This is a genomic window from Myxococcus sp. CA039A (assembly GCF_013336645.1).
Classification (GTDB): domain Bacteria; phylum Myxococcota; class Myxococcia; order Myxococcales; family Myxococcaceae; genus Myxococcus; species Myxococcus llanfairpwllgwyngyllgogerychwyrndrobwllllantysiliogogogochensis.
The window spans coordinates 12,788-33,795 of the sequence record NZ_JABUMQ010000088.1; the positions used below are offsets into that span (position 1 = coordinate 12,788).

The 21,008-nt window shown below is 69.0% G+C and carries 20 protein-coding genes; 10 read left to right on the plus strand and 10 right to left on the minus strand.

Annotation, left to right across the window (positions count from 1 at the left end; genetic code table 11):
* Nucleotides 1-29 precede the first annotated feature (29 nt).
* Nucleotides 30-1,373 carry a hemolysin family protein gene (locus tag HR086_RS16605; protein WP_174462964.1) on the plus strand — a complete coding sequence of 448 codons (1,344 nt, stop codon included), beginning with the start codon at nt 30-32 and terminating at the stop codon, nt 1,371-1,373.
* Nucleotides 1,374-1,378: 5 nt separating this feature from the next.
* Here HR086_RS16605 and HR086_RS16610 read toward each other — a convergent pair whose 3' ends face one another.
* From HR086_RS16610 to glgA, 3 genes are read right to left on the minus strand one after another with little or no spacing between them, the layout of a single operon-like run.
* Entirely contained in the window at nt 1,379-1,864 is a 486-nt protein-coding gene (locus tag HR086_RS16610) for an LEA type 2 family protein (RefSeq protein ID WP_141641939.1), read from the minus strand.
* Nucleotides 1,864-2,781 (minus strand): serine/threonine-protein kinase, encoded by a 918-nt coding sequence (locus tag HR086_RS16615; protein WP_174462965.1) that lies wholly within the window; start codon nt 2,779-2,781, stop codon nt 1,864-1,866. Before HR086_RS16615 ends, HR086_RS16610 begins: the two co-directional genes overlap by 1 nt.
* Nucleotides 2,782-2,816: 35 nt before the next feature.
* Entirely contained in the window at nt 2,817-4,250 is a 1,434-nt protein-coding gene (gene glgA / locus HR086_RS16620) for a glycogen synthase GlgA (RefSeq protein WP_174466108.1), read from the minus strand.
* A 77-nt stretch (nt 4,251-4,327) separates the two neighbouring features.
* Between glgA and pdxH the strand changes: the two genes are divergently transcribed.
* Complete coding sequence (gene pdxH / locus HR086_RS16625) at nt 4,328-4,912, plus strand: pyridoxamine 5'-phosphate oxidase (RefSeq protein WP_174462967.1); 585 nt, start codon at nt 4,328-4,330, stop codon at nt 4,910-4,912.
* Nucleotides 4,913-4,934: 22 nt separating this feature from the next.
* Here pdxH and HR086_RS16630 read toward each other — a convergent pair whose 3' ends face one another.
* Nucleotides 4,935-5,624, minus strand: coding sequence for an SDR family oxidoreductase (locus HR086_RS16630; protein ID WP_174454861.1), 690 nt, complete (start codon nt 5,622-5,624; stop codon nt 4,935-4,937).
* Nucleotides 5,625-5,730: 106 nt separating this feature from the next.
* Here HR086_RS16630 and hemG point away from each other — a divergent pair, with 106 nt between their 5' ends.
* From hemG to HR086_RS16645, 4 genes are all read left to right on the plus strand, one after another.
* The gene (hemG, locus tag HR086_RS16635; RefSeq protein WP_174462968.1) at nt 5,731-7,116 is read left to right on the plus strand and encodes a protoporphyrinogen oxidase; all 1,386 of its coding nucleotides are present in this window, start codon (nt 5,731-5,733) and stop codon (nt 7,114-7,116) included.
* A gap of 102 nt (nt 7,117-7,218) precedes the next feature.
* Nucleotides 7,219-7,341 (plus strand): hypothetical protein, encoded by a 123-nt coding sequence (locus HR086_RS49220; RefSeq protein WP_256433504.1) that lies wholly within the window; start codon nt 7,219-7,221, stop codon nt 7,339-7,341.
* A 31-nt stretch (nt 7,342-7,372) separates the two neighbouring features.
* Nucleotides 7,373-8,428: a sensor histidine kinase gene (locus tag HR086_RS16640; protein ID WP_174462969.1), complete on the plus strand. Its 1,056-nt coding sequence runs from the start codon at nt 7,373-7,375 to the stop codon at nt 8,426-8,428.
* A complete protein-coding gene (locus HR086_RS16645) occupies nt 8,425-9,195 on the plus strand; it encodes a response regulator (RefSeq protein ID WP_174466109.1) in 771 nt (256 codons plus the stop codon). Before HR086_RS16640 ends, HR086_RS16645 begins: the two co-directional genes overlap by 4 nt.
* A 151-nt stretch (nt 9,196-9,346) precedes the next feature.
* Here HR086_RS16645 and HR086_RS16650 read toward each other — a convergent pair whose 3' ends face one another.
* The 3 genes from HR086_RS16650 to HR086_RS16660 all read right to left on the minus strand — a co-directional run bounded on the left by HR086_RS16650 (nt 9,347) and on the right by HR086_RS16660 (nt 13,721).
* Nucleotides 9,347-10,102, minus strand: a complete 756-nt coding sequence (locus HR086_RS16650; RefSeq protein ID WP_254625023.1) for a hypothetical protein — start codon at nt 10,100-10,102, stop codon at nt 9,347-9,349.
* Between the two features lie 205 nt (nt 10,103-10,307).
* Nucleotides 10,308-11,735, minus strand: coding sequence for a hypothetical protein (locus tag HR086_RS16655; RefSeq protein ID WP_174466110.1), 1,428 nt, complete (start codon nt 11,733-11,735; stop codon nt 10,308-10,310).
* A 495-nt stretch (nt 11,736-12,230) separates the two neighbouring features.
* A complete protein-coding gene (locus HR086_RS16660) occupies nt 12,231-13,721 on the minus strand; it encodes a glutamate--cysteine ligase (RefSeq protein WP_174466111.1) in 1,491 nt (496 codons plus the stop codon).
* 164 nt (nt 13,722-13,885) lie between these two features.
* On the opposite strand from HR086_RS16660, the gene rlmN reads away from it, so the two are divergent.
* The gene (rlmN, locus tag HR086_RS16665; protein WP_174462973.1) at nt 13,886-14,965 is read left to right on the plus strand and encodes a 23S rRNA (adenine(2503)-C(2))-methyltransferase RlmN; all 1,080 of its coding nucleotides are present in this window, start codon (nt 13,886-13,888) and stop codon (nt 14,963-14,965) included.
* A 197-nt stretch (nt 14,966-15,162) separates the two neighbouring features.
* Nucleotides 15,163-15,546: a hypothetical protein gene (locus HR086_RS16670; protein WP_141641950.1), complete on the plus strand. Its 384-nt coding sequence runs from the start codon at nt 15,163-15,165 to the stop codon at nt 15,544-15,546.
* Here HR086_RS16670 and HR086_RS16675 read toward each other — a convergent pair.
* Together HR086_RS16675 and HR086_RS16680 are read right to left on the minus strand one after the other, a co-directional pair.
* The gene (locus HR086_RS16675) at nt 15,536-17,158 is read right to left on the minus strand and encodes an adenylate/guanylate cyclase domain-containing protein (RefSeq protein ID WP_174466112.1); all 1,623 of its coding nucleotides are present in this window, start codon (nt 17,156-17,158) and stop codon (nt 15,536-15,538) included. The genes HR086_RS16670 and HR086_RS16675 overlap by 11 nt on opposite strands.
* Before the next feature lie 31 nt (nt 17,159-17,189).
* Nucleotides 17,190-18,044, minus strand: a complete 855-nt coding sequence (locus HR086_RS16680; RefSeq protein WP_141641952.1) for a metallophosphoesterase — start codon at nt 18,042-18,044, stop codon at nt 17,190-17,192.
* Between the two features lie 194 nt (nt 18,045-18,238).
* On the opposite strand from HR086_RS16680, the gene HR086_RS16685 reads away from it, so the two are divergent.
* Both HR086_RS16685 and HR086_RS16690 read left to right on the plus strand, forming a co-directional pair.
* Nucleotides 18,239-19,306, plus strand: coding sequence for a hypothetical protein (locus HR086_RS16685; RefSeq protein ID WP_174466113.1), 1,068 nt, complete (start codon nt 18,239-18,241; stop codon nt 19,304-19,306).
* A gap of 417 nt (nt 19,307-19,723) precedes the next feature.
* On the plus strand, nt 19,724-20,578 hold the full coding sequence (locus tag HR086_RS16690) for a hypothetical protein (protein ID WP_174466114.1): 855 nt from the start codon (nt 19,724-19,726) through the stop codon (nt 20,576-20,578).
* Nucleotides 20,579-20,586: 8 nt separating this feature from the next.
* Here the strand turns inward: HR086_RS16690 and HR086_RS16695 are convergent, their stop codons facing one another.
* Entirely contained in the window at nt 20,587-20,997 is a 411-nt protein-coding gene (locus HR086_RS16695; protein ID WP_373564311.1) for an AsmA-like C-terminal region-containing protein, read from the minus strand.
* Nucleotides 20,998-21,008: the final 11 nt, after the last annotated feature.

The following is a 21,008-nucleotide window of genomic DNA, read 5'->3' on the forward strand; positions in this document are numbered from 1 at the left end:
CCCTTAGCACGGGATAAGAACGGGCCTCTATGCCTACCTGGGCCCTCTGGGTCGCCTGCCTGGCGCTGTGCTTCGTCAGGTCCTTGGTCGCCGCGGCGGAGTCCGCGCTTTACGGAACCTCCGACCTGCGCGCCCAGGAGTTGGCGGAACAGCACAAAGGCGCGTCGAGCCGACGCGTCCTCCGCCACAAGACGGAGCGCGAGGCCACCGCCACCGCGCTGCGGCTGGGCACGTTGCTGAGCGGCTTCCTCGCCGCCGCCATCGGCGCCTTCGTCCCGCCGCGCATGCTGGACTTGACGCGCTACGGCGAGGCCGCCTGGTTGCCGGTGGCCACGGTCGCCGCGGGCGCGCTCTTCGTCGGTGTGCTGGCAAGCCTCATGGAAGTCACCATGCGCGGGCTCGCCAATGCCAACCCGGAGCGTTGGGCGCTGCGGCTGTCCGGCGTCGTGTCGCTGCTGGTGGCGGTGCTGTATCCGCCGATGCGCTTCGTCTTGGGGGTGCTCAACCTGGTGGCCCGCACGTTCGGCCGCACGCTGCGCTTCGAGCCCCCTCCCCCGCCGCTGGAGGAGCTGGAGAAGCTCCTGGCCGCGCAGGCGGCGAAGAACGAGGTCGACAAGAGCGCCCCGCAGCTCATCCGCTCCATCTTCGAGCTGTCCGACAAGCGCTGCCGCGACGTCATGGTGCCGCGCACGGAAGTCGTCACGGTGGACAGCACCATCTCCTCCGAGGACCTGCTGCGGCTGCTCGCCGAGGAGAACCACTCGCGCATCCCCGTGTACCGGGACGACGTGGACCACATCATCGGCGTGCTGCATGCGCGCGACATCATCCCGCTGCTCCAGCACCCGGAGCTCATCGTCCTGCAGGACATCATCCGCCCCGCGCACTTCGTGCCGTGGATGAAGCCCATCGGCGACCTGCTGCGGGACATGCAGAAGCGCAAGATTCACATGGCCATCGTCGTCGACGAGTACGGCGGCTTCATGGGCATCGTGACGCTGGAGGACATCCTGCGCGAAATCGTCGGCGACATCGGCGACGAGTTCGAGGTGGAGGAGAAGCTGGTCGAGAAGATGGCGGACGGCAGCTTCATGGTGGACGCCGCGATGGAGGTGGACCGCTTCACGCAGGCGTTCGGCTTCCCCCTGCCCGAGGGCGACTTCGACACGCTGGGCGGCTACCTGTCGTCACTGGCCGGACATCTGCCCGACGTGGGCGAGCGCTTCACCTACAACGGCTGGCAGTTCGTCGTCGCCAACAAGGAAGGCGCCCGCATCGACCGCGTGCGCATGTCCCGGCTCAAGAGCAGCACGCCCGGCAAGGAGCCCCGCGCCAAGGAGACTCGCGCGGAGGCTCCGGCCGCCAAGTCCTGAGCGGCTCAGTCGCTCGCGCCCTCGAGCGGCGGCACATGCGTCAGCTTCTGCGAGCCCTGCACCCGGAAGGGCGCGCGCCTCTCCGTGCGCCCGAAGCGCAGCACCACACCACCGCGCACGCGCACCGGAACCGGCGCTTCTCCCGTGACGGCGATGACGCGCTCAGCGGCCAGCGGGAAGAGCACGCGCAGCGGAGCCTCCCCATCGGGAGGCAGCGCCGCGTCCACGTGCTGCTGCCCCGAGGCCACCCGCCGTCCGTCCACCCACAGCTCGAAGTCCACCGACGTGAGGGTGGCCGCGTCCGAAGAGGGGTTCTTCACCTGGAGCCCCACGTCGAGCACCCCCGAGCCGTCCGCATGGAAGTCCACGCTCAGCGACTCGACCCGCACCGCGTCGTCATACGCGCGCGGCTGGAAGGGCACCGAGCCCAGGCACCCCGAAGACAGGAGGGCGCCCGCCAGCAGCGCCAGCAGCTCGCGACGCTCTCGCATCAGCCGCCCAGCAGGGGCTGGAGCGCCTCCACCGTGAGGGGCCAGCCCGCGCGGCGGGACAGCGCCTCCAGCGCCTTGATGAACTCCGCCGCCGACTGGAAGCGCCGCACCCGGTCCGCGAAGAGCGCCTTGCGCACCACCTGCACCGCGTAGTCCGGCAGGTCCGACGTCACCGACGACAAGAGCGGCACCCGCGCGTCGCGCACCTGGTGCATCAGGTCCGACTCGTTCTCCCCGGAGTGCAGCCGCCGGCTGGCGAACAGCTCCCACAGGATGACGCCCACCGCGTACAGGTCCGTGCGCGCATCCACCACCTGCCCCAGCACCTGCTCGGGACTCATGTACGGCAGCGTGCCGCGCAGCGCACCCGAGTCACCGCGCATCATCCCCTCGACCTCCGCCACGCCGAAGTCCGTCACCTTCACGTCGCCGTTGATGCCCAACAGCACGTTGGCCGGATTCACGTCGCGGTGGACGATGGTGGCGCCGTTCTCCCCCACCTTCGCCCGGTGGATGTAGTCGAGCGCCTTGAGCATGCACCAGGCGATGTAGCAGGCGGACTCGGGCGGCATCGCCGCGCCGGCCTTGAGCAACAGCTCCTGCATGTAGCCGAGCGTCCGGCCACTCACGAGCTCCTGCACCATGAGGTAGTCCGGCCCCGCCTTGAACAGGCGGAACGTCCGGACGATGTGCGCGTGCCGCAAGCGCACCGTCAGCTTCGCCTCGTCGACGAAGGCCTTCACATAGGCCGTGTCGTTGCGAAACGACGGATGCAGTCGCTTGATGACGACTTCGTCCGGCTCGCCCGGCGAGCGCTGCGTCGTGGACCGGGCTTTCGCCTGGTACACCTCCGCCATGCCGCCGACAGCCAACCGGCCGACTACCTCATAACCACCCAGGTCCGGAGCTTCCGCCACGGCACAAGCCTACTGCGATTTTCCGTCCGCACCCATTATTCAGCAACGAGGGCTGAATACAGCGCCTCGTACCGGGTGGCGGACGCATCCCAGGAAAAGTCCTTCTCCATGCCTCGACGCCGGAAATCCCCGAGCCGGAGCGGGTCCGCGTAGAGGGAGAGGGCCCTGCGGAAGGCGGCCAGGAGGGCGGCCCGGTGGAAGGCCTCGAAGAGGATTCCGTTGCCGTCCAGCCCCCCCTCCACGGTATCCACCAGCCCTCCGGTGGCCCGGACGATGGGCACCGTCCCGTAGCGCAGGGAGTACATCTGATTCAGGCCGCACGGCTCATACCGGCTGGGCATCAGGAAGAAGTCCGCCCCGGCCTCCACCAGATGTGACAGCGCCGGGTCGAAGCCCAGGTGCACGGACACCTGCTTCGGGTAACGCTCTTGCAACGCGCGCATCCCCTCTTCCAGGGGGCCCTCGCCGCTGCCCACGCCCACGAAGCGGATGTCCGCCTGGAGCGCGGTGGGCAGCGCGTCCAGCAGGAGGTCCATGCCCTTCTGCCACGCCAGCCGGCTGACGATGGCGAACACCGGCGCATCCCCCTCCGGCAACCCGAAGCGCCTGAGCAGCTCGCGCTTGCACACCGCCTTGCCCGCGAGCTCCCGAGGGCCGAAGCGCTCCGGGAGGAACGGGTCCGTGGCCGGGTTCCACTCGTGGGTGTCCACCCCGTTGAGGATGCCGTGCAGCCGATGGGAGCGGCGGCGAAGCAGGCCGTCCAGCCCGTAGCCCTGCTCGGGCGTCTGGATTTCACGCGCGTACGTGGGGGACACCGTGGTGAGCGCGTCGGCGAAGACGAGGCCGCCCTTGAGCAGGTTGACGGTGTCGTAGAACTCAAGCCCCCCCTCGGAGGTGAACAGGTCCCACGGCAACCCGAGGTCCGCCATCACGCCCTTGGGGAACTGGCCCTGGTACGCGAGGTTGTGGATGGTGAACACGCTCCTGGCGGAGGCCAGCGCGGTGGACTGGAAGCCGCGCCGCAGCGCCAGCGGGACGAGCCCCGTCTGCCAGTCGTTGGCGTGGATGATGTCCGGCACGAAACCCAACCGCTGGGCGGCCTGGAGCGCGCCCACGGACAGGTAGGCGAAGCGCCGGGCGTTGTCGCCGAACTCGCCCCACGCATCGCCGTACAGGCCGTGGCGGTTGCCGAAGAAGAACTCGTTCTCCAGGAAGAGGACCTCCAGTCGCTCCGACATCCGCGCGGAGAGGATGGGGCCGCCCTGCTCTCCGAAGGGGAAGCGAAGCTGGAGCGACTGGCCCGTGGGAGACAGGCGCCCAGCGTCCCGCAAATCCTGGTAGCGCGGGGTGACGACCTTGACGTCATGGCCCAGCGACGCGAGCGCGACGGGCAGCGCGCCGGCCACGTCCCCCAGCCCTCCCGTCTTGGAGAAGGGCGCCACCTCCGAGGAGATGAAGAGAATCTTCATGTGGCAACCATGACGGTTGCACGGGATGAGTCAACCGCGAACGTGCGCGCCCTTTCCCCGTCCCTTATGTTGCGCCCGTGCTGATACCTCCCGACCCCATCCAGCGATTCTCGGACCTGTTCGAGCGCGCCAAACAGGCCATTCCGGTGGACCCCAACGCGGTGGTGGTGGCCACCGTGGGCGCCGACGGTCGCCCCAGCGCGCGCGTGGTGTTGCTCAAGGACTTCGACTCGCGCGGCTTCGTGTTCTTCACCAACCACGAGAGCCGCAAGGGTCGCGAGCTGCTCGCCCATCCCTTCGCCGCGCTGTGCTTCTACTGGCAGCCGCTGGAGGAGCAGGTCCGCGTGGAGGGCCGCGTGGAGATTGTCTCCGACGAGGAGGCGGATGCGTACTTCAAGAGCCGCGCGCGCGGCAGCCAGGTGGGCGCGTGGGCCAGCCTCCAGAGCCAGCGGCTTGGCTCGCGCGACGAGTTGGAGACGCGCGTGGAGGACGTGGAGAAGCGCTACGCCGGAGCCGAGGTGCCCCGGCCTCCGCACTGGTCCGGCTTCCGCGTGGTGCCGGACCGCATCGAGTTCTGGCACTCGCGCCAAAGTCGCCTGCACGACCGACACGTCTACCTGCGCGAGCCGGATGGCTGGCACGCGCAGATGCTCTATCCGTGACGCGTCCGGCGTCCCGCGTCGGTTACCAGGGCACCTCTTCGCCCTGGTAGTCGAAGAAGCGGCCGCTGTGCTCGGCGCGCAGCCCGTCGATGATGTTCAGCATGCCGCGCACCGAGTCGCCCGGTGGCAGCGGCGCGTCCGGGCCGCCCATGTCCGTCTTTACCCAGCCGGGATGCAGCAACACGGAGACGATGCCCTGGCCACGCAAGTCATTGGACAGGTTGCGCACGCCCATGTTCAGCGCGACCTTGGACATCCGATAGGCATACGCGCCGCCCTCGCTGTTCCCCGCGAGCGAGCCCATGCGAGACGTGACGTGCGCCACCTTGCGCGCGACACCACGCAGCAGTGCGGGCAACAACGCGCTGGTGACACGCAAGGGCCCCAGCGCGTTGACGGCGAACGTGCGCACCACGTCCGCGTAGTCCACGTCCGTCAAGGCGCACCACAGCCCCGGGACTCCCGCGTTGTTGATGAGCACATCCACCGGCTCGGCGCACACCGCCGAGGCGAAAGTCCTGACGCTGCGCTCCTCGGCCACGTCGAGCGGATGAAGACGCAGGCGCCCCGCACTGCCCCGTTTCAAGGGCTCCAGTCGCTGAAGTCCCTCCTCGGTGCGCACCCCGGCGTCGACGATGTCGCCGCGCTCGAGGAGCTGGTGGACAAACTCGAAACCAATGCCCCTGCTCGCTCCGGTGATGACGTAGCGCATACCCTTCATTAACGCGCCGAATGGTTGTCCTTGGCAAAACACGCGATGTTGTTGAGCACCGAGTGCACGCTGGTCACCGGAAAATTTGATTCAGGAGGGACAACCGATGACTGTCGCCGTCGTAGGAGGTGGGATTTCAGGTCTGGTCGTCGCCTGGCGATTGCGCTCACGCGGTAGGGCTGCCGTTGTCCTGGAGACATCCTCCCGGCTCGGCGGGGCAGTGGGTACCCGACAGCACCAGGGCTTCCTCCTCGAAACAGGCCCCAACAGCTTCCTGGACCGCGAGCCCGCCACGCGAGAGCTGGCATCCGCGCTGAAACTGGAAGACAGGATTCGCGCGGCGGACCCGGCGGCGAAGCGACGGTATGTCTACACCCGAGGCCGGCTGCGCTCGGTGCCCGCGTCTCCGCCCGCATTCCTCGGCTCGGACATCCTCCCGCTGGGCGCGAAGCTGCGCGTCATGGGGGAGCTGTTCAGTGGACGGGTGGCGGCGGGCGTCGATGAATCGCTGGCGGACTTCGGCAGGCGGCACCTGGGGCGCACCGCGACGCGGGTGCTGCTGGACGCGGTGCAGACGGGCATCTTCGCTGGAGACGTGGAGCGGCTGAGCGTGGGCGCCACGTTTCCGCAGCTCGTGAAGCTGGAGCGTGAGCACCGCAGTCTCATCCTGGGCGCCATCCGAGCACAGCGCGCCCAGCGCAAGGCCCTGCCCGCGGGCGGGACTCCGGCGCCGAAATTGAGCGGCGCGCTGAGCACCTTCGAGGGCGGGTTGGGGACACTCATCGACACGCTGGGCACCTCGCTGGGAGACGCTGTGCGCGTGGGCGCCACGGTGGAGGGCCTGACGCGCGTGGACGGCGGCTGGCGACTGGCGGTGAGCGAGCAGGGACGGCGCGCGGAGCTGGACGCGAGCGAAGTCGTGCTGGCGGCGCCCGCATACGTGACGCAGGGGCTGCTGCATCCCCTGGACGCGGAGCTGGCGGCGCGCGTGGGCGGCATCGAGTACGCGCCCATCGCCGTGGTGCACCTGGGCTTCGACGCGGGGACGACGCCCGCACCGGACGGCTTCGGCTTCCTCGTCCCTCCCACCGAGGGACGCCGCTTGCTGGGCTCCATCCACGCCTCCACCGTGTTCCCCTTCCGCGTGGAGGCGGGCCGCGTGCTGTACACCTGCATGGTGGGCGGCGCGAAGCGGCCGGACCTGGTGGGGCTGGACGAGCCCGCGCTGGTGGCCCTGGCGCGCGAGGAGCTGAAGGCGCTCGCGGGTGTCACCGCGACGCCGTCGCTCACGCAGGTCTACCGCTGGCCTCGGGGCATCCCCCAGTACACGGTGGGACACCTGGAGCGGATGGCCGCCGTGGACCAGGGGCTTGGCCGCTGGCCCGGGCTCCACCTGGCGGGCAACGCCTACAAGGGCGTGGGGCTCAACGACTGCATCCGCAACGGGCTCCAGCTCGCGGACGCGTTGCTCGCGGCGAGCCCCCGGGGATGACCGTTCGGCCCCGGGGGGCGACCGTCCAGCCCGGGGCCGTCATCGCGAAGCGGGCGCCACGTCAGACTGGGCGTGCATGCTGCCAAGACTCAGGAGCCCGCAATGCTCACCTTGCCCACCCCCCTCCTCGTCTTCGCGGCCATCCTCCTCTTCCCCGTCGTCCTCGTCGGCAGCATCCTCGTCGACGCCTTCGAGTTGGAGGTGGAGGAGCAGCCCGCGCGGTGATGACTCCGAGGGTGTAGGCTCCCTCCGGAGCATGTCGGAGAAGCCAGAAGGGTCCATCGTCCGCGCCACGCTGCGGGCCCTCGCGGAGCCCCGCAGGCTCGTGCCCATCCTCCTGGTGTCCGCGCCCCTGGTCGCCGCGCAGACGCGCTTCAGCCACGAAGCGCTCGCGCCCCACCTGGGCGTGCTGATGTGCCTGCTCTTCGTGGCCGTGGCCCCCGTCTCCTACCGCGTCCTCTTTCCCGGCGGGCTGGACTTGAGCCACGGCGGCGTGCGCGTGTTGATGTACGGCACGGTGGGAAGTGGCGTGGTGCTCACCTCCGGCTTCGTGTTGCCGAAGCTGCTGGGCATGGGGCCCACGTTCCTGACGCAGCCCACCAACCTCATCGTGTGCAACGCGCTGTTCCTCGTGGGCGGCTGGGGCCTGGGGCGGGACATCGGCTTCGAGGAGACGCTGGCGAAGGAGCGCGCCCGCGCGGCCCGCTTCGCGCTGGAAGCGGAGCAGGCGCAGTTGCTCGCGCTGCGCAGCCACCTGGACCCGCACTTCCTCTTCAACACGCTCAACGCCATCGCGGAGTGGTGCCGCGAGGACGGCGCCGTGGCGGAGGCCGCCGTGCTGCGGCTGTCCACCATGCTGCGCTCGGTGCTCGCCGGCGTGCGCAAGGCCACCTGGCCGCTGTCGGAGGAGCTGGCGCTGATGCGCACCCTCTTCGACCTGCACCTGTTGAGAGACCCGGAGCTGTTCCAGCTCGCGTTGGACGTCGCGCCGGGCGCGGAGGACGTGCCCGTGCCACCGCTCGTGCTGCTGCCCCTGGCGGAGAACGCGGTGAAACACGGCCCGGCCGCCGGACACCGGGGCCGGCTGTCGCTGGGCGTGCGCGTGCGCGAGCGTGAAGTCGAGGTCGCGATAGAGAACCCCGGAGCGTCCAAGGGCCCGCGAGAAGGCAGCGCGGGATTGCCCACCGTGGAGCGGCGCCTCGCGCTGGCCTATGGCGACCGGGCGCACCTGGCCCTGAGTAGCGAAGCGGGCCGCACCCGCGTCACCGTCACCCTGCCCCGCTCGGGCCCCTTGCATGGAGTCGTCACGTGAGCCCACCGCTGCGAGTCCTCATCGCCGATGACGAGCTGCTCGCCCGCAAGCGGCTGTCGCGCCTGCTGGGCGCCCTGCCCGACGTGGAGGTGTGCGGCGAGGCCGCGGATGGGGAGGCCGTGCTCGCCGCGGTGCGCGCGGGCGGCGTGGACGTGGTGCTGCTGGACATCCACATGCCCGGCCTCAGTGGCCTGGACGCGCTGGCCCTGCTCCCCGAGGGACGCCCGCGCGTCATCCTCTGCACCGCGCACGCCGAGCACGCCGTGGAGGCCTTCGAGCACGGCGCCGCGGACTACGTGCTCAAGCCCGTGGAGCCCGCGCGACTGCAGAAGGCGCTGGAGCGCACGCGGGCGCGAATCGAGGCCGACGCCCGCCCGCGTGACACCCCGGCTCCGGAGAAGTCCGCGCCCCGAGCGCTGGCGCGGCTGCCCATCCCCACGCGCCAGGGCATCGTCCTGGTGGACCCGGAGACGATTTCCCACGCGTCGCTCGATGACGAGCTGGTGACGGTGTTCACCACGCAGGGCGAGTTCCTCACCGACTTCACCCTCAACGAGCTGGCGGAGAAACTGCCGGAGGAGCTCTTCCATCGCGTCCACCGCAGGGCGCTGCTCAACCTGCGTCACGTCGCGCGACTGGAGCCCCTGGAGACGGGAGGCTACCTGGCGCGAACGGCGCGGGGACACGCGGTGGAGATCAGCCGTCAATCCGCGCGGGAGCTGCGGCGGATGCTGGGATTGCGCCGAGGCGCCGAGGACGAAGGCTGAAGTCCTTCGCGAGGTTTGCCGCGGCGAGAGAGGGCCTCCGTAGCCCCTCGTCTCCGCGCGCGGCCATTCAACCTCGTCGAAGCTCACTGCATGACTCCCACTTCGGAGTCATCCCTGCTCGCGGCGCGCCCAGCTCACGCCGCGTTCCGGACTACTGAACGCTCACTTCGACTTCGACGCTGCCGCCGTTCACCGTGCGCAGGAAGGTGACGGTGCCGCGCTCGGTCCACTTCGGAGAAGTGCCCTTGCCCAGGCTGTACGCGGAGGCGACGCCAAGGCTCTGGTTGAAGCTCATGACGCGAACCTCGCTGTCGCTCGTCTGCGACGTGAAGTAGACGATGATGCGGCGATCATTCGGCGCCCACTGCACGCCGGTGCTGCTCGCGGGCGTGGGGACGAAGGCCGGGTCATTGGTCTGGGTGCAGCCCGCGTTCGTCAGCTGATCCAGGTCCTTCCCATTGGCCTTCACGCTCCAGAACGAGGAGAGCCCCGAGCGCTTCTTCGACTGGAACAGGATGCGCTTGCCATCCGGCGACCACGACGGGTCCTGGTCGTCATGGCCCGACGTCAGCTTGTCGTCCTTGCCGTTCTTCACGTTGTAGACGTGCAGCTCCGTGCGCGTCACCGCATCGCCCGCCTTCCACGAGTCGGGCAGCTTCGCGTAGACCACTTCACGGCCATCCGGAGACACCGACGGTGCGCCGCTGCGCTGGGCGATCATCGTCGGCTTGCCATCCTGCACCGCGTACAGCGACTGGCTGCCAGTCAGGTAGACGATGATGCGGCGGTCGGCGACGAGTCCTTCCACTTCCAGGGCGCCGGACTGCTCCACGACGACAGCGTCCTGCGTGGAAGCGGCTTCCAGGTCCGCGTCTCCGCACGCGGCCAGTGCCAGGGAAGAAGCCATCCACATCACGAGGGTGCCACGACGGGCGAGGCTTCGGACTTCATTCGGATGCATACGGTCCTCTGAGTGAAATTTCCGCTGCTGAGTACGAATAGTGACAAACCAGTCTGACCCGCACTCACAGGTATTTCACGTCAATAGGCGTGAACAATCCACCCAGTCTCAATTGACCCGCTGAGTACCTGACGCGGCCTCTCGCACCGCGTCACCGCGTCACGAACAGCGACGGCACACGCGCTGCGTCGTCACCGAGGACTTCAGAGAGAACCTGGTATGCAGGAGTAGGAAGCGTGGCACCGGCGCGTGCACAGCGGGCGGCCTCGTCCAATGTGCGTGCGGGCGTGGTGCAGTAGGACTCGCGCCAGTGTTCCTGGAGCGTCTGGGCGAAGCGCGCGCTCATCTGTTCCACGCGCGCCTCGAGCCAGGACTCCGGCGAAGTGAAGTTCGCGCGGCGAGGAGACACGTCGCCGGGGCCGAAGGTGACGTCGTGCTCGTACGCGGACTCGGACAGGTGGTCCTGGAGCACCGCCGACATGGGCCCACGCCGGGCATCCAGTACGCCTGAAGACGACAAGGTGAGCTCGTGTTCCACCGACAGACGCAGTGCGTGGAACTCGAAGGTGCGAGCTACATCTCTGTAGCGCGTCACGGCGACGGTGAAGCTGCGGGTGTACGTGTGCACCTTGGTCACCTTGCGCGTCTTCTTCTCGCCGTTCTTGTCCGTGTACTCCTCTTCCACGTCATAGGGCACCTCCACCGTCTCCGTGCGCTCCTCGTGGTCGGTGTAGGGGACCTTCTCGGTATAGGGGGCGGTCAGCTCGACGGAGCGGCTGTCGCGGAGCGTGGTGAAGCGGCCTGCCAGCGACAGCTCGGGATGGTGGCTCGCGGCGGGAGAGAACCAGGGCGAGGACTCGAAGGCGCGCGTGAGGCGGGTGCGCAAAAGCTCCATGCGCGCGGAGTCCAGGCCGCCCACCTGGCCCGTCCATGACGGCGCCGCGGTGAGTTCGGGCGCTGGTGGCGGCTCGGGAGCGAACTCGCGCCAGTGACGGCAGTAGCGCGACACGAGCTCCCGCCAGTGGGGCGCGTCGTCCGAGGGCACGTCGCGCAACCGCTGGCACACCTCCTTGCCGCTCTGGACCACCACGGACTCCATCTCCCGCTGGATGACGACCATCTCCTTGTGTGAGAGCAACGGCCGCTTGCGCACGAGCGTCTCCTCCGCCGTCAGCGCGAGTCCCTGCTTCGCGGGACTGCTGATGGTGAGCCGCAGGTGTTTGTGCGTGCCCTCCATCTCCTCCAGCAGCGAGCTCTCCAGGCCACCGTTGAGCTTGGAGTTCCACTGCGCGCGACGGTCGAGGAAGCGCAGGAGGTCGTCCTCCGCCTTCTCGTCGATGCCCTCCAGGCGATAGCGCCGGGCGTTGCCCAGCAGCTGTCCCAGTGCCTTGCCGCGCAGGCCGTCGCGCTCGGAGACGAGTTCCTTCTCGAAGGGGTTCTTGGTGACGAGTTCGTCGTAGATGGCGGCGGCCTCCACGAACTGGCCGTTGCGCGCCAGCTCATCGGCACGACCGCGCAGGGTGGCACAGGCACTACCGAGAACGACGAGCAGCAACAGCGGCGGAAGGAGTCTGAACATGAGCGCGGAGGCAGGGGTGCTCGGCCGCTGACGCGGCGGGCAGCCGGATATTCAACCCGAGCCGGGCCTGCTCGCAATGCACAACCCGCCGAACGACGGCCCGGCGGGTCTCACGCCCTGTGCGCTGGAGATGAGGTGAGTGGAGCTTCCGCGGGCGTCAGCCGCTTCGGGCCTCACGCGCCGGGCGCTGGAGGCGAGGACACGAAGGGTGTGGCACCGAAGGGCGTCAGCCGCTTCGGGCCTCACGCGCCGGGCGCTGGAGACGAGGACACGAGGGGTGTGGAACTCTCGCAAGGCGTTAGCCGCTTCGGGCCTCACGCCCCATGCACTGGAGACGAGGGGAGTGGAGCGCCGCCGGGCGTCAGCCGCTTCGGGCCTCACGCCCTATGCACTGGAGACAAGGGGAGTAGAGCGCCGCCGGGCGTCAGCCGCTTCGAGCCTCACGCGCGCCGCCACGCGGGACTCCAGGCAGGTGGAAGCCCCGCTCGAACGCCCTCACCCCACGGGCCATTCGTGTACGGGGCGCCCCGAGGCGGCGTGCTCCAGGTAGCGCTCCAGCATCGCCGCCAGGGCATCCTGTCTCGGCATCTGCGCCTCCAGGTGGGTCAGCATCTGTCGCTGCCAGCGCGCGCCCGTGCGCCGCAGGTCCACGCGATGAGAGATGATGTCGAGCATCCGGTTCGCCTCGTCGACCTCCACGCCCGCCGACAAGAGCCCCCGTCGGGCCACCGGGATGAGCTGGCGCAGCAAGTCCACCACGGGCACGACGCGCGGGCTCGGCGCGGACTCGCCCGGCCACAACAGCTCCGCGTCCAGCCCCCGCCGCGACGCACGCATGAAGTTCCCCGCGGCATGCGCGAAGGGCAGCGCCGGCAGGAGCGCATCCATTCGCTCGGCCAACCCGAGCGTCAACCCCAGCAGGAAGGCGCCATTCGCCACCATGTCCACGACCGTCGGGCCCGCGGGCAACGCGCGCAGCTCGATGCGCAGGTGGCCCTCGTCCTTCGGGTCATAGACCGCGCGATTCCAGGTCCACACGGTGCCCTGGTGCAGCCGCAGCTCCTCCAGGCCGGGCACGCCCCCCGCCGCCACGCGCTCCAGCGGAGACTCGTGCCCCACGACCGGCAACAGCGGCGCATGCAACGCCACGGCCTCGGCGAACAACTCGTACGCGCCCTCGCGAGCCCACCCGTGTCCGAATGTCACGCGCGCGTGGGGTTGGAAGCCGCCCTCTCCCGGCTCGCCCCGGTCATCCACCGCCTGACGGAACAGCGCCACCCGCGTCTCGTCCCAGAGCTTGCGCCCCAGGAACAGCGGCGAGTTTCCGGAGACGGCCAGCGCCGGCGCGGTGGCCAGCTGCGCGGCGTTGTACAGGCGCGCGAAGTCCTTCGGCGTCACGCGCAGGTGGAACTGGAGCGACGTATTCGCTCCCTCCAGCGTCACGTCGTCCCACGCGAGCTTCAGCGCCTCCTCTTCACCGGTGATGGCCACCTGGAAGGGCGCCGCGCGCCGCTGACGGATGGCCGCGTTGAGCGCGTGGTAGCGCGGCTGGGCGGTCAACGCGTTGGGGCCCAGGTCCGCCTCGCGCAGCGTGGGGAGGATGCCAATGGCCGCCACCCGCGCCCCCTGCGTCGCCGCCGCGCGTCGCACCTCGGCGAGCGAGTCCTCGAACTCCGCCTCCAGCGCGGTGAAGGGCCTGCCCGCCAGCGGACCGGGGCGCAGGTTCACCTCCAGGTTGAAGCGGTCCATCTCCAGCGTCACGCGCGGGTCCACCGTCTGCGCGAGCACCTGCCGGTTCACCGGCAACGGAAAGCCCCGGGCGTCCACGAGGAACAGCTCCAGCTCCGCGCCAATCGTCGTCGGCCCCTCACCGAAGCCCGGCCGCGCCAGGAGCACACGCAGCGCCTCCAGGTTCTCGTCGAGCCGCCGCGAGAACCGCGCGTAGTCTCCTGGAAGGAATTCCTCCTGCTCAATCGCGAGCCCCATGGCCGGACAGGATGTGCACGGTCGCCCGCACCGGCAGCACGCGCCGGGGGCTCGCCGGGTCGCCCGCCAGGCATGCCGGGTGGGAGTCTTCGCGCGCCCCGTGCCCAGCGGCCCGCGCGGCCCCGGGTGACGCCGGCCCGGGTGTGTTATCTGGGGCCCTGGCCATGCCGTCCGACACGCCCACCAACCTCTACGATTTGACGCGGCCCGCGCTGGGCGCGCTGCTGTCCGACTGGGGCTTCCGGCCCCACCACCGCGACGTGCTGTGGTCCGGGCTGTACCGTCAGCAGGCTCAAGCGCTCGACGAAGTGGAGGGCCTGCGCTCCGACTTGCGCGACACACTGCGTGAGCGCACCCGATTGAGCCACCTGGCCACGCACCACGAGGCCTTCAGCTCCGACGGCTTCACCCACAAGCTCCTGCTGCGCCTGGAAGACGGCCAGACGATTGAAACCGTCCTCATGCGTTTCAAGGGACGTGCGACGGTGTGCATCAGCACCCAGGCCGGGTGCGCCATGGGCTGTGTCTTCTGTGCCACGGGACAGATGGGTCTTTCGCGCCACCTCACCCCCGGCGAAATCGTGGGGCAGATCCTCCACGTGCAGCGCATCCTCCGCGCGTCCGGCGAGTCGCTGCGCAACGTCGTCCTCATGGGCATGGGCGAGCCGCTGCACAACTACGACAACACCCTGGCCGCGGTGGATGTCCTGGTGGACCCGTTGGGCCTGGCGCTGGCGCCGCGCTTCATCACGCTGAGCACCGTGGGCGTAGTGCCCGGCATCCGCCGGCTCGCGGACGAGGACCGTCCGGTGCAGCTGGCCGTCAGCCTCCACGGCGCCACCGACGCGGAGCGCGCCGCGCTGGTGCCCGCGGGACGTCGCTGGCCGCTGGCCGAGCTGATGGACGCGTGCCGCTACTACATCGCCCGACGCAAGCGCCGCATCTTCTTCGAGTGGACGCTCATCGCGGGCCGCAACGACACGTCGGAGCACGCGCACACGCTGGGCGCGCTGCTGGGCGGCATGGACGCGCACGTCAACGTCATCCCCCTCAATCCCACCGTGGGCTACGACGGTGACCCGAGTCAGCCCGCATCGGTGCGCGCCTTCCAGGACGTGCTGATGTCGCACGGTGTCCCCAGCACCGTGCGTCAACGCCGGGGCATCGACATCGACGCGGGTTGTGGTCAGCTCAAGTCCGCCGTGGAGCGACGCTCCCGCCGTTCACTTCCCACCAGCCCGTGAGCAGGTGGCGGGTTGGGCGCGCGCATGTCAGGCGCCCCCGTTAACGTGCGCCGCCGGCGAATGCGGTCCCGGTCCCACACCAGATTTCGCAAGCTTGTGTCGTTGGCGGACACCCGCGAGGTTTCCGTGGGGGGCCTCTTGCACGCTCCATGGCCGTGGGCACATTCTTTCCATCGGCTTCCCAGGGGAGGTGGGCGATGCTTTCCATCCAGGAGCACGCAACGACGGAAGAAGCGAGCAGCGACCTGCTCGACTTCATCCTCCAGCCGTCCAACTGGCTCGCGGTCATTCGTCGGGAGACAGACCCCGCCGCGTGGCCCGGGCAGAACACGCTCTATCAACGACGCGTGGGTGCGCTGCGCATCTGCGCTTCCGTCGACGTCTCCGACGGACTCGAAGTCTCGCTCCACATCGCGTTCCGCGCGCCGGGCCTCACGCCGGTGAAGGCCGCGGACCATCTGGAGAGCTTCCTCAAGCAGCGGCTGCCGCTGACACCCAACTCCGAGTGGCAGGTGGAAGTGGACGAGCGCCGGTGGATTCACTTCTCCCGGCGCTACGCGGCCTCGCACCTCACGGCGTGAGCGGCTCCAGGCGGTAGTGGCGCAGGGGCTGCGCCACGTTCTTCACCGGTGTCTCCGCGAGCGCGCCGAAGCGCAGTCGCTGGACGAACGGCTCCCGCGAGCCCACCAGTGCCTCCCGCGCGCTCGCCATCACCAGCGTCTCCCGGAAGCCCGCGAGCGACTGGAGTCGCGCCGCCTGGTTCATCCCACTGGAGAACGCCGTGTACTGCCGGTTGGGGCCGAAGAGGCCGCAGTTGGCGTTCGCCAGGTTGACGCCCACGGCGACGCCCAGGCCCGGCAGCTTCACGCGTTCGCACAGCGCCATCACTTCCTCGCGAGCGCCCAGCGCGGCGGTGAGCGCCTGGATGTCACACGCTGCGCGCACCGCTGCCTGCGAGCGCTCCACGCGGCTGGACTTGAAGAAGGGCGGGCCGAAGAGGCCGATGACGCAGTCGCCCACCATCTTGTCGAACACGCCGCCGTGCTCCCAGATGCAGTCCACGGCGCGCGCGCTCCACTCGTCCACGAAGCGGGCGATGCTGCGCGGACTGTCGAAGCCGTGCTCGCAGATGCGGGTGAAGCCGTTGATGTCCGCGAAGAGGATGCCCACTTCCTGGTCCTGCGCGCGCAGGTGCTGGGCGTAGTTGGGGTCCTGCAACAGCGCGTCGATGATGGCGTTGGGGAAGAACTGCGACAGGTGGATGCGCTCGCGGTTGTAGTCGAGCAGGCGCTGGCTGAGCGTGGAGGCCAGGACGCGGATGAGGTCCATGGCGTAGGCGGAGAAGCCCTCGTCGCAGGAGACCGCGATCTTCCCCAATGGCTCGCTGGTGGCGGCGCCGGAGATGAGCACCGCCTCGGTGGTGCGGCCGGGGAGCAGCTGGCGCAGCGCGGAGACCTCGGCGGCCAGGAGCCGGTGGCCGTGCTGGCGCAGGGCCTTCTCCAGGTCCGGACTGGGCTGCTCGCCGCTTTCGAACTCCAGGTGGCCGTGGCGGTACATGCGGTAGTGCAGCACCTGCGCCCGCACCGCGTCGCGGTAGAGCAACAGGAAGGTCGGCAGGCGCACGCGCTGGGCCAGCGTCAGCACCGCCTGGTCCATGCCCACCTCGAACACGGGGTTGGCCAGGTGCGCGTTGCACTGGATGATGAGCTGGTGCTTCTCCGACGCGGTGTGGACCATGCACAGCACCGTGTCGAGCTGCTCGGCGATGGTGTCCAGCACGCGCAGGACCCGCGCCGAGGCCTCCGGTGACGCGTGGTCCCCGGTGAAGAGCAGGCCGAAGGAGCCCACGCGCTCTCCGGCGACGTCGAGCGGCTGGGTGACGAGCGTCGCTTCTCCCAGGCGTCGGACGCCGGAGGCACCTTCCAGCAGGGGCCCGGGGAAGTCCTCGCCCCAGTCGCCCTCGCACCAGGTCTGCACTCGCAGGTCCTCGTCACGCGTCGTCAGCGCCACGGCGCGGGCGCCGGTGAGGGCGAGGATGGGCGGGAAGCAGCGGCGGAAGGACTGGGTGAGGTTCTCTCGTTCCCGGAGGCTCTCTTCCAGCAGGTCATCCACGGCGCGCTGAAGGGCGCGCAGCGCCTTGTACTCTTCCAGACTCAAATCCGTGGACGGCGGTGCGTGCGGCGGATGCGTCATGAGCGCGTTCTACCGCCATGGACGCTGGCTGTCACAGGGCCGGCGTCTGGGGCTGCCCGCCCAGCACCTGTCCCCCAGCCACCTCGATGAGCCAGTAGCCCTCGTGGCCGGCCTCGGTGGAGGAGCCCGCGCCGAAGATGTGGGGGCGCTCGGCGGTGGCGGGGTGGTGGTAGCGCTGGTGGATGTGGCCGTGGAGCACCGCGTAACGCGGGCCAGGGAGCAGGCGCAGCAGGGCCTGGGCGTCTCGCAGGCCGTGGTGCCAGTGGTCCGCCTGCCCCTTGCGCGTGAGGGGCGCGTGGTGGACGACGACGAACACAGCGCGCCCGTCCAGCCGAGGGTCCTTCAGCAGGGCCGCCAGCCCCTCGAGTTGAGCGTCGCCGATGACGCCGTAGGACAGGCCCGGGGTCAGCGGGACGCGAGCGGACAGCAGGCCCACCACGGCGGCCTCGGTGCCCACGAGGCGTACGAAGGGGAAGGCACCTTCGCGGCGGTACTCTGGAAGGTCGCTCTCCAGCAGGTGACCGAAGTGGCTCGCGAAGCGGCCCTTCTGGTGACTGCCCGGCGTGTAGACGTCGTGGTTGCCGGGGATGATGGTGCAGCGGCGCGGGTCGTCCGCCAGGGAGCCCAGCGCTTCGCGCGCGCCACGGAACTCGCTGTCGAGCGCGTAGGCGGTGAGGTCACCGGAGAGGATGAAGTGGTCGGCCGTGTGGCGTTGCACCTCGCGGGCGATGGCGGAGAGGGCGTGGGGGGCGCGGGCGTAGCGCTTCGCGCGGCCACCCACGGTGAGCTCGGCCAGGGCGACCCAGCGACGCCAGCCGAGCCGGCGCAGGGGCAGCGCGAAGTAGTCGTCGGTGATGTGGACGTCGGAGCAGTGGATGAAGCGCATCGAATCTCCCGCCCGGGCAACGGCCGGCCGGGTGCCGGCATTCTCCCTGGATGCGGATGGAGGGGAAGAGACATCTCTGTGCGAGCAGGCGGCCCCGGGCGGGCTTGTGACGGAACCATGATGGAGACATGGACCCCAGTCGGCCTCCGGGTCGATGAGGGTTGGGATGCTTCTCCTCCTCAGGAGGAACGTCCATGTGTGAGCAGCCCCCCGCCCCGGTTCTCGATGGCACTCCCACGCGCGACGCCTGGTGGCCCGGCTCCGAGGCAACACGCGGACTGCTGGCACTGACCCTGGTCGGACTGCTCATCCACGTCCCGCGCGCCGAGGCCTATCCCATCCCACCCGTGACGCTGTGGCCTTTGACGCAAGAGGCGGAGCTCATCGTCTGGGCGGACGTCGAGCGAGTGCGCATCGCACCAAGAGAACGCGATGAACAAGGGATGCCATGGGACGACGACGAAATCGCGACGCTGAAGATCCGGGAGACGTGGAAGGGTTCGGTGCGTCCCGGGGAGCGCGTCGAGGTGCTGTTCTCATCGGACATCATGTGCCCGGCGCCACCTCGCTACGAACCCGGGCGCTCGGTCATCGCGTTCCTGTCCAACGGGAACGGTCGATGGTGGACCGTGGGCATGTCCTACGGAACGCGCCATCCGACGAACCCCGCCGATGTCGATGCGTATCGGCGGGGGGTGACGGCCGCCCGGGGTGCGCAGGCCCGCTCGGCACCGCCCCAGCGCAAGGAGACTGCCAACAGCGAGCAGGAACACCTGGACTGGCAGGTACGCGCCGCGCTTCATCCGGCGACGCGCTGGGATGGACTCTACGAACTGTCACAGGGAGCCGCCGCGCTGACGCGAGCCCAGCGGCAGCAACTGGCGCACGGCTTCACGACACAGCCGTCGTTTGACCATACGGTGGCGCAGATGCTCACCACCCTGCGTGGCTTCCCCCACAAGGATTTCGACCGGGCCACCGCGAATGTCCTCGAGACAGTCTTCGTGGAGCAGGGGGCGCCCCCCTGGATATCCAAGGCCTTCGACCTGCTGCGCGAGCGTCACGGCGAGAAGCCCGAACCACGGACCCCTTGGTACAAGAGGGTGCCTTCGAAAAGCCCCATTGAAGCCAAGGCGGAACAAGCCAGGGCTCTCGCTCGGGACTGGCTGAGCTTCAAGAAGCGTCATGGACTGAAGCCCCGACGGCTCGTGTTTCTCGCCGCGCCCCTCGTCGACGAAACAGGGGGTACCATCCCCTTCTAGTGGCGGACGGTACCCTCCGTGCGCGACTCGCGCCCATGCCCCGACCCTCATTCTTGCCGCGTTGGTGGAGGCCGTCGCGCGTGCGCGGAGGCTGCGACCTGGGCAGCCTCGTGATGAAAGCATGATGCAGAGATGGAGTCCGCGTGAGCGACCTCCATGCATGGAACGGGATGCTCCTGCTCCACAGGAGATGCCCTCATGCGTGAACAATCGCCCCTCGCACTTCGAACCGCGCCATCCACACTCGCTGCTTCTCGGTGGACCGCCGCCAGAGCGACACATCAACTTCTCGCCCTGACACTCGTCACGCTGCTCAGCCATGCGCCCCAAGCCAGGGCCTCATTTCCCGCTCCGCCGCATACGCTTTGGGAGCTGGCGCACGAAGCCCAGCTCATCGTCTGGGCAGAAGTCGAGAGCGTGCGCGAGCGGCCAAATGATCCGGAGGACTACGTGGGGTTGGGATACGTCACCAGCGTGACCCTGGAGGTTCGTGAGACCTGGAAAGGCTCGGTACGCACCGGAGAGCGCGTCGAGACATTCATCCTGTCCGCGAGCCCATGCGACACGAATGTCCAGGTAGGGCTTACGGTCGTCGCGTTCCTCAACAAGGAGGATGGCCAATGGGTGCCCGTGTGGCCGTTCTGTGGGACGCGCTTCGCAGCCAGCGACTCGGATGTGGCAGCCTACCGACGGGTGATCACAGCGGCCCGGCAGGCACTGGACCGATGGATTCAGGCACGACTCGCTGGGGAGACACCCGACTTCGAGGAGGCGCACTCGGACTGGAGGGTGCTCGCCGCCATCCATCCCGTGACACGCTGGGATGGCGTGTCCGACCTGGGGTCCGAAGAGTTCGATGCGGTCCATTCATTCTACGACCCACGAGCGCCTCCGGACAGGTCGCGGGTCCAAGGCTATCGCGAGGAACTGGCTCGCGACGTCGTCGCCTATCCCTCCTTCGACAACACCTTCGCGCTGTTGCTCAAGCTCCTTCGCGGCTTTCCCAGCAAGGACGTAGACGGAGTGGTCGCGAATGTCCTTGAGACTGTCGTCACCGAGGACCCTCCACCCCACTGGGCCATCTTCGCCTTCGACCTGCTGCGCGAACGAATGGGTGAGCACCCCTCGCCACGTCCCCGTTGGAGCTACTCGTCGGAAAAGAGCTTCTCCGAAATCGAAGCCGGGAACACCAGGTCGTTCGTGCGCGAGTGGCCGGACTTCAAGCAACGTCACGGCTTGAAGCCCCAGCCCATCCAACCTCCCGCGAAGTAACCCGTCCCCTACTTCTTGCCGGGTCGCTTCAGGAGGTCACCCAGGCTCTTGCGCGCCTGATTCACCGGGTCCTGGATGCTCTTGGGCACGGGCAGTGCCGGCAACAATCCCTTCGCGATATCCGTCGGGCTCCCCGCGTTCACCTTGGGCGACTTCAACGTTCCATTGATGGTGAGCGGAATGGACACCGGCTCTTTCACTGGAACAGCCCCACCGGTGAGTCCCGAGACGAAATCCTTGGACGCCTCAATCGTGCCCTTGAGCGCCAGCCGTTGATCCAACCCCACCCTGCCATCCAGCGTTCCGTTTCCCAGGTCGGTCTGGAACGCCATGGGCTTTGTGAAAGAAACCCAGCCGTTCCTGACGCTGAACCGTGCGTTCAAGTCCTTCAACTGCGTACCCTTCCCCGCCTTCTCCACGGTCCCCGCCG